Raw genomic sequence first — 8,149 nt, 5'->3', positions numbered from 1 at the left:
CGGGGCCGCCCCCCGGCCCCCCCCCCGCCGCAACATGATGACCCGGCGATCCCCCCCCCCCCCCGCCGTCACCGACCCAGCCTCGCTGACCGGTCAGGTCGTGTGTGGTGCCCCCGGTCGAAACTCGAACTGACACTGGACGGGTTTTGAATCCGTTGCCTCAGCCCGGCGGTCTGCTGTGTTGGATCAGGAGCGGTCTCCCGCAGTCCACCGCCAGTCGGGGAACTCGGTTTCGAGGCGGCGGACCCGGCCGGCCGGCAGTCGGCCTCGACGGTAGTCGGCGCGACGGTTCGCCGCCCACTGGCCGATCGCGAAGCCGTCGATCACCTCACGCTGGCGGGGGTTGCTGGTGCCGTGCACTACTCGATACCTGTGCAGGTGCGCGAGGCCGGCCTCGAACGCGGCGGCCGATGCCGCGTCCTGGGGGTTCCACAGCCAGTCCGCGAACTCGTTGTCGAACAGCAAGATTCGGTCAGCGGGTAAACGGCCTGTGCGGTAGTCGGCGCGACGGTTCGCCGCCCACTGGCCGATCGGAAAGCCGTCGATGACGTCGTGCTGGCGTGGGTTGCTGCTGCCATGGACGGCGACGTAGCGGCGCAGGTGGTCGATCCCGGCCGCGAAGGCGGCATCGAGCACATTCCACCGCCAGTCGGGGAACTCGGTTTCGATGCGGCGGATCCGTTCGGGCGATAACCGGCCGAGCCGGTAGTCGGTGCGTCGGCTGTCGACCCAGGCGCCGATCCGAAATCCGTCGATCGTTGCGTTGCGTGGCGGGGTGGTGAGCTCGATCCATGCTCTGCGGCGTAGCGGTGCAGGTGTGCGATCCCAATGGCGAACCGCCGATCGTCCGCACGTCGGCGGCCAGCGGTCGGGGAGTTGTGCTCGCTGGGCACGGCGTCACCGCCTGCTATCCGTGGCGGCGGGTCGTACCGTCCACCGCCAGTCCGGGAACTCGGTTTCGATGCGGCGGATCCGCTCCGCGGATAACCGGCCTTTGCGGTAGTCGGCGCGACGGGTGGCGACCCAGATACCGATAGGGAACCCGTCGATCACATCCCGCTGAGGGACCTTGCTGGTCCCGTGGGCGGCGACGTAGCGGCGCAGGTGGGACAGTCCGGTCTCGAACGCCGTCGCGAAGGCCTCGTCCTGCGGCAGCCACTGCCAGTCCGGGAACTCGGACTCCAGACGCGCGATCCGCTCGGCCGACAGTCGGCCTCTGCGGTAGTCGGCGCGGCGGGACGCGACCCAGGTGCCGATCTCGAAACCGTCGACCACATCGCCTTCTCCGGCGTTGCTCGTGCCGTGGACGGCGGCGAAACGGCGCAGATGGGTCACGCCGACGTCGAACATCGCCTCGCGCACATTCCACACCCAGCCGGGGAACTCGGTGTCGAGGCGGCGGATCCGCTCGGCCGACAGCTGACCCCGCCGGTACTCGGCACGGCGGTTGACGACCCACCCACCTATCGCGAAGCCGTCGATCGTCGCGCCGCGGGCCGGCGAGCTCGTGCCGTGGGCGGCGGCGTAGCGGTGCAGGTGGGCGATCCCGGTGTCGAAGAGGCGGTCGTAGGCATTACCACGGCTGGTCGAACCAGGCTCATGCTCGTTGAGTGTTGCGGCACAGCCTGTTTCAGGCCGATCTAGGCGGGGGTCCACTCGAGTCCGAGGAGCGTCAGGGCGCGGGCCAGTTGTGGATCCGCGGCGTCGATGGGGCAGTGGTCGACCACGTCGATGTGGGGGCTGATGTCGGGGTCGGCGGCGCGTTCGTAGAGCGCCCACATACGCAGCTGGTCGCCGTGGCGGGAGTCGAACTCGATCCCGTCGACCGCCGCGTGTCCGTGGTCGGTGAGGGCGTAGATCCAGCGGGAGATGGCCTGGGTGAGACCGCGGGGCCGCCCGTCCCGCAGAGCGGCGGTGTCGAGGTCATCGAGCCCGTAGCGGATCGCGAGCGGCCGAAACGCCGTCCGCAGGGTGGCGAGGCTGTCCGGGTCGGCGGGCACCGCGAACCGTCCGGTCAGGGTGGCGTGGCCGAGCATCCGTGCCTCACACCACGATCGCGGGACGTGCCCAGGCGGCAGCGTGGGGTAGTCCTGCTCGTCTTCGTCGTCGACGACGATGCCGTCGAGCTCGGTGATCAGTTGCGGGCTGGGTCGGGCGAACGCGAGGACTTCGAGGTAGCAGGCCAGGGGAGTACCGGCGCAGTACAGGGTGCGCCACACCCCGTCGGGGTCATCCCACCGGCCGGCGAAGCGGCCGTCGGTGGCGTACTCCCACGGCGTCCACTCCCACGGACTCGGCGCGTACCCGACCCGATAGATCAGCGTGGTGGCCCGGATGCTGGTGGTGATCGGGCCGTGCAGGGTGCCGATCGTCGACGTGCGGGGTTGGTTCATCCCACCGCGGCGAACTGGCGGGCAGCGGCGAGTACCTGGGGGCCGACGTCGGCGAGCTCGCCGTCGCGCAGCAGCAACGCCGGCGCCCGGTCGTCGAGGACCGGGTTGAGGCCCTGGAACCACGCTTGAGCGACGGCGGGGGTGTCGCGTTCGGTGATCAGGCGGGCGGCGCGGTAGGCGAGCCGTAGCCGTTCAACGTCGTCGGGGTTGGCGATGGTGCGGGTGCCTTCAGCCCACTGTCGCACCGCCCGGGTCTCGCTCACCCGGCCCAGGTAGGCCACGAGCTTCGCGCCGAGCAGATCGCGCAACGCAGCCACGAGTTCGGGCTGCGACATACGTGCCGCTTCGGCGTAGGCGGCCAGATCAGGCCGGGGATGCGCTGCTGTCATGATGATCACCTCTCGATCCCAGCATAGATCCCATGTCGTGTGACAGCTAGACACCACAGGTAATGCCGGTTGCGGTTGCGACTTGACGACTGAAGCCGCCGACCGCATCAGGTCGATCGCTTCAGTGTGTAGATGGACGATGTCGTCAGTGCGTCTCTCGGCGAGTGGCTGCACGCAGCGGCAGAAAGGGATGGGGCCCGGGGCAACCGTCACACGCCTCGACGGTGGCGCCACCCGCAGCATTTCACGGCCTTGACCAAGGCAACACCGGCCTGCGGATCGCCGAGTGTCATGTTGTGGACACTGCCAGGACAGTCTGTGAGCGACACGCCCAACACGCAGGAGACACGCCCGGATTTGTGATCGTGTACCGCTCCGACCTGCATGTCTTCCATCAATGTTATTCACAACCCCTTGTGGTGACCGGAAATGTCAGCCACTAGGTGTAGTGTCAGGGGTGCTGCAAGACATGACGAAGCCCCGACCTCGGGGGATCGTCCGTCGATCGGGTGCTCGTGTTGTTATCCAGTCTGGCAACTGTGGCTACAACACTACACCCACTCGGCATCCTCGCCACAGAGGGCGAGGGCCGTGTCGCTGGACCTTCGTGGCCGCAGCAGTAGGGAGGTGATGGCTAATGGCCACCACCAAGAAGACCCAGGTAAAGCGGGTCGGTCCTATCCGTGTCCGGGTCACGACGACCACCACTGTGAAGAAGGTGCGTCGACGTGGTTAAGGGCAAGGGCAAGGGCACGAACAGTCGCAGCGCGATCACGGGACGGTTCGTCTCGAAGGCGCACGCGAAGCGACACCCGCGCACGACCGTGGACGAGAAGCGCAAGTAACTCGTTCGTTCGGTCAGCTCTGGGAAAGGAGTTCCACATCAGCTCGGCGTCGGTCACCTCGACCGACGCCGGGCTCCATCTTGGTCAGTCCGTTCGTCACAGTCGTCGTGCGCTGAATCGGGCGACTTTCTCAGGAGGCGGTACAGCGATGCCTACACCCGACGAGTTTCCTCGTATGTCCATCCTGGACTTCGACGTCCAGGTCAGTCCGCAGTTCTCAGCGGAACGTGAGATCGAGCCACACTTCAACCGCGAGCCCTCCAACACCTGGGCTTCGTTCTTCTGGCGGCGTTGTGAAGCGGCGGAGGATGTCGAGTTCCTTGGAGCAAACTTCGCCCGCGCTGTTGAGGGCACCGTCAAGTACGTCGAGGTCCGACTTAAAGAGCTGTGCGAAGAGGCGAACGATGACATGGTCGCATACCTGGCCTCCAAGCCAGATCAGGAGGCCAGCGACATCGTCGAGCTCGAGCGTCTCCAGGCAGAGGCTCAGGCCGCAGACCGGTACGACCGGTGGCGTCTACCTCCACGCTCGACGCCGTATATCTACTGACCAGCGAAGACGCTGGTAGGACGTCCGTTTCCGTTAGCGCGGGCATTTCACCTGAGTCGCACGCCCATATGTAGGGGTCTCTGTGGTGGTTGAGCGTGGCTGACGCGGAAGAGTGGCGAGCCATGGCGACGACTGCGATTGTCGAGCTCCTGGAGCAGGAGGGCGCAACTACGCAGCCGGAGATGGAAGCCAAGATTTCCGACGCAGTGTTGCCGGGTCAGACACGCAAGATTGACCCTCACCACCTCACAGTCGGGCGGCGTCGACTGCTGGAGGCAGGGGTCATTGAGTCGGTTCGACAGGCCACGCGGGGCGGGCAAGTCATCACCACCTACGTCATGGCCGGTGCATCGAAGAAGGCGCTACGTAGTGCGGGCCGGAAGCGTCTCCTCACCGCCCGATTTCATGGATGGTCAGCTCCCACCACCGAGTGGGGGCCGGCGCCGCTCCCTCAAGCCCTTGAGCGCGTGATCCATGCCTCACTGACTGCGGCCGCGCCTCACGGCTATCGTCTGCTCAACCCTGGGGGTGTCGGTGAAGTCGGGCGTCTCTTCGGACAGCAGATCGCTGGCGGCGCGGTCGACAACGCCGCCTTTTACATGCCGGTTGTTGATGGGCTAGCGAAACCCGCAGTCGCAGTCATCATTGAAGCAAAGAACGTTCGACAGTGGATATACCCGCAGACGCAAGAGCTTTACCAGCTGATGGATAAGTGTGCCCGCTTGAAGATTGCGCACCCTGGCGAACAGATCTTGCCGGTGCTCGTGTGTCGCCGACAGCACTACCGCACCGCACAGATGGCAAAGCAAATGGGGTTTCACGTCATTGGGACATGGCGCCAGTATGTGCGGCCGGCTGTCGCCGGCACGCCTGAAGACCGTGAGAAATTCGATCAGGTCGACACGGAGCTGAAGTTCAACCTGGCTCTTCATGACGCCGAGGTTGAGGAGATGGTCAACCACTTCGTAAAGGTCATCCCGAAGAGAATTGCGAACGGTGCGACCGATCGCTGGGGGGCCGTTGTGGCTGAAGACGGGGTGCCGGATCTCCTGCGGACCCTCCGGGATGATGAGGTCACGGGCGCGGGCCGCCACGAAGCTCTCCAAGAACTCGCCGAACGGGTCGGATCAGTTAGTGGTGAGCACGCTGAATGGGGTCCGCTTGTGGACACTGACGAGGGCGGGGAGCTCACCTCGGGCTAGTAGAAAGTTCAGGCGCGCACGGTCGGGTTTCTGATACTGCTGCGGGGTCGACCGTCGTGGCACCGGGACGATCGCCGATCTCGGCCCAGTCGGCGGGCCTTCACGACCGCGACGTCGAGTTGTGCATTGGCGTCTCTACGGGCAGCGACGGCCGCTCGGATCTCGTCATCGACGTCGATCGGATCGAGATGTTCGCGCTGCCACACCGCTCGGGCGGCCTCTGCGACCTCGGGCCGCTCGTCGGCGTGGACGTCAGTGTCGGGCGCGAACACGCGGTGCCGGGCAAAGTCCTCAAGGGACGCTGAGGGCACCCGCACCCACTGGACGGGATAGGTCCAGGTCCAGTCGGGGCGAGAACTTGTCCGATCGGAGTTACTATCCGCGATAAGACTCTAACCAGACCAAAAGTCTGGTACTGACGTGTGAAGGATGTATGGCGACTACAGAGCCCGGGGTGGCCACGATCATAACTGTTCATGGAATAGGACAGTCGCCATCACGATCAATGACGGACACGGTGAAAGAGTCCATCCCGGATCATTGGCGGGAAAATGCTAAACATGCGGTTTCATAGACTTGGACAATCCTAGATTGACCGGCGACTCGAAACCATGCAACCGGTGCATGGCCGGAGCCGAGCGCTAGCACCCGAACACTCTTTAGTGCACTACTACGCGGCCGTCCTTCCGCCTTAAGCTCCAGTAGCGCGCGGTGTACCACGTGCGCTCCAAGCGAGTGGGCGACCACGAGAGTCGGTCGATCGTCTCGACGAGTTGCTTCCTCATCTATTAGACGTGCCAACGGTTGGTACACGTCCGCGAAAGCGGAGTTGTCGGCGCCAATCCCGGCTGCGACAAGCACGGCCGATAACCAGCTCAACTTCCGATAGGCGAGGAATGCCATTACCACAACCAGGAGTGCAATTGCGGCCAGAATTCCTATATTTCAAAAGTCTATGTGGACGCTCATTTGGTAGAGCAACATACACGGGATGACCATCACCAATACTCTGTACAAGATACGCCATGTAGCTATCGAACAGAACACTATGGACAGCAGGACAACTGTTAATGACTGTCCATACCCCGCCGATAGTATGAGCATCAACGCTAAGTACGCAGCTATCCAACGAGATGCGTATCCACGAACGGCCGGCCGAACCGAGTCCCGTGAATCACCGTGAAAAAGCAAAACAAGCGCACTGCGCGCCACCTTGCCGCTACCGAGAAGGAAGTGCACCGTTCTTAGTGGTAGATAGCTTCCAGACCAGTCGTAAGGCACTATTATTTCAGTGTTGTTCGTCGATCTGTGTCGCGAATCGACCCTGGGATCACACCGAATCGGGTGCGTAGAACTTCGCGGTGGCCGCAGCCGCGGCGGCGACCTGCGCGGGTTCACCTCCGGCCGCGAGGTGTGCCTCTCCCCAGGCCGCCGCGCTACGGCGGATGAACTCACGTCCCTCGGGAGACTTCTCGATTGCTTCGTGGTCAGCGGTTTCGCCGTCGACGAGCAGCCGGGTCAGACCGAGGAGCAATAGATCCCAACCGACCCCGCCGGCACCGGGTCCGTACGTCGGGAACAAGGGTTCTCCGACGAATGCTGCATGGATGAGCTCCAACTCGGTGCCGCCTGCCTGGCCGGGGGAGAGGCGCACCCGCACTTCACTGGTGCCAGGCCACTCGTTGGCGTCGGGACCGTAGAGCCAGGTCACCGTGAGGAGGTGCGGGGGATCGCAGACGAGTATCTCGCCGTGCTCGCCTCCGTCCAGCTCGAATTTCCCGCCGAGTCGAAGGTCCCCGGTGACCGCCTTCAGCCATCGCCGCAGTCGCTCTGGGTTGGTGATCGCGTCCCAGACGTCGTCGACGTCTGCGTGATAGGTGCGCCGCAGCTCGATGGTGTACGCGTCCCCGGCGGGCAAGCTGCCCTCGCCCATTGCTCGTCGTGTGGCGGTGAGCTCGTCCAGAATGTCCTTCACGTCAGTCTCCTGTGGTTCTTGGATCGGTGTGTTCCGTACTTGCAATCGACTTCGCACTGCTGGGGTCTCGATCGCGCGGTGGCCGCTTCGCACGCCTGCCTCGGGCCAGTTCGGTCTCGAGGGCATCGAGGCGTTGATCCCAGAACCGGCGGAAGCCGGCCAGCCATTCGTCGACTTCACGCAATGGACCGGATTCGACGGCATAAAACCGGCGGGTCCCCTCCGAGCGCACCGACGCGAAACCGTTGTCGCGCAGAACACGCAGATGCTGCGAGACACCCGGCTGCGAGATTCCGAACTCGAACCGGATCACCTCGGTGATCGCACCCGAGGTCTGCTCGCCGTCGGAGAGGAGCTCGAGGATTCGCCGACGGACCGGGTCGCCGAGGATGTCGAAGGCGTGCACGGAGGAACAATACCGCAGCACACTTATATAAGTAAAGAGTTAATTATTGGGGTGGCCGACCCGCTAGTCGCCGCCACCCGAGCTTCCGCCGGAGGAATCGGAGCCGCCGTCGCCCGACCATCCGCCATCGAAGCCGAACCAACTCGACGACGAGTCGGAGCTACCCGCACGACGACGGTGTGGCGGCCGGGACGGAGCGCCCGCTGGCCTCTCGACCCCTCGACCTTGCACGTGCCTGTCGGCGTCACACTCCCAAGTACCTGTCATCGAGTCTCGCATTGGGCGTCAATGTCTCAAGTATGTTGTCATCCGACAGACAAGATTGGAGGAGTGGGTGGGCTGATGCATCTGATGCAACATGCAGAGCCTTACTGGATACCGTCAATATC

General features: G+C 64.2%; 9 protein-coding genes. 3 read left to right on the top strand and 6 right to left on the bottom strand.

Going from position 1 to position 8,149, the window contains the following annotated elements:
• Positions 1 to 186 precede the first annotated feature (186 nt).
• The 4 genes from B3T59_RS24535 to B3T59_RS22130 form a co-directional block, all read right to left on the bottom strand.
• Positions 187 to 636, bottom strand: a complete 450-nt coding sequence (locus B3T59_RS24535; protein WP_313318844.1) for a helicase associated domain-containing protein — start codon at positions 634 to 636, stop codon at positions 187 to 189.
• Positions 637 to 897: 261 nt separating this feature from the next.
• On the bottom strand, positions 898 to 1,656 hold the full coding sequence (locus B3T59_RS22140; RefSeq protein WP_287005160.1) for a helicase associated domain-containing protein: 759 nt from the start codon (positions 1,654 to 1,656) through the stop codon (positions 898 to 900).
• On the bottom strand, positions 1,641 to 2,393 hold the full coding sequence (locus B3T59_RS22135) for an RES domain-containing protein (RefSeq protein WP_287005159.1): 753 nt from the start codon (positions 2,391 to 2,393) through the stop codon (positions 1,641 to 1,643). Before B3T59_RS22135 ends, B3T59_RS22140 begins: the two co-directional genes overlap by 16 nt.
• Positions 2,390 to 2,782, bottom strand: a complete 393-nt coding sequence (locus B3T59_RS22130) for a hypothetical protein (protein ID WP_287005158.1) — start codon at positions 2,780 to 2,782, stop codon at positions 2,390 to 2,392. The genes B3T59_RS22135 and B3T59_RS22130 overlap by 4 nt, the downstream gene beginning before the upstream one ends.
• Before the next feature lie 993 nt (positions 2,783 to 3,775).
• Here B3T59_RS22130 and B3T59_RS22125 point away from each other — a divergent pair.
• The 3 genes from B3T59_RS22125 (at position 3,776) to B3T59_RS22115 (ending at position 5,684) form a co-directional block, all read left to right on the top strand.
• Positions 3,776 to 4,177, top strand: a complete 402-nt coding sequence (locus B3T59_RS22125) for a hypothetical protein (RefSeq protein WP_287005157.1) — start codon at positions 3,776 to 3,778, stop codon at positions 4,175 to 4,177.
• Between the two features lie 95 nt (positions 4,178 to 4,272).
• Complete coding sequence (locus tag B3T59_RS22120; RefSeq protein ID WP_287005156.1) at positions 4,273 to 5,379, top strand: hypothetical protein; 1,107 nt, start codon at positions 4,273 to 4,275, stop codon at positions 5,377 to 5,379.
• Positions 5,380 to 5,435: 56 nt separating this feature from the next.
• Positions 5,436 to 5,684: a hypothetical protein gene (locus B3T59_RS22115; RefSeq protein ID WP_287005155.1), complete on the top strand. Its 249-nt coding sequence runs from the start codon at positions 5,436 to 5,438 to the stop codon at positions 5,682 to 5,684.
• 1,025 nt (positions 5,685 to 6,709) lie between these two features.
• Here B3T59_RS22115 and B3T59_RS22110 read toward each other — a convergent pair.
• Both B3T59_RS22110 and B3T59_RS22105 read right to left on the bottom strand, forming a co-directional pair.
• Positions 6,710 to 7,354, bottom strand: a complete 645-nt coding sequence (locus B3T59_RS22110) for an SRPBCC domain-containing protein (protein WP_287005154.1) — start codon at positions 7,352 to 7,354, stop codon at positions 6,710 to 6,712.
• 1 nt (position 7,355) lies between these two features.
• Positions 7,356 to 7,760 (bottom strand): ArsR/SmtB family transcription factor, encoded by a 405-nt coding sequence (locus B3T59_RS22105; RefSeq protein ID WP_287005153.1) that lies wholly within the window; start codon positions 7,758 to 7,760, stop codon positions 7,356 to 7,358.
• Positions 7,761 to 8,149 lie beyond the last annotated feature (389 nt).

This window comes from Gordonia sp. UBA7860 (assembly GCF_002500165.1).
Taxonomy (GTDB): Bacteria; Actinomycetota; Actinomycetes; order Mycobacteriales; family Mycobacteriaceae; genus Gordonia; species Gordonia sputi.
Note: the sequence above shows the minus strand (reverse complement) of the source record. Positions and strands in the feature narration are given on the sequence as shown.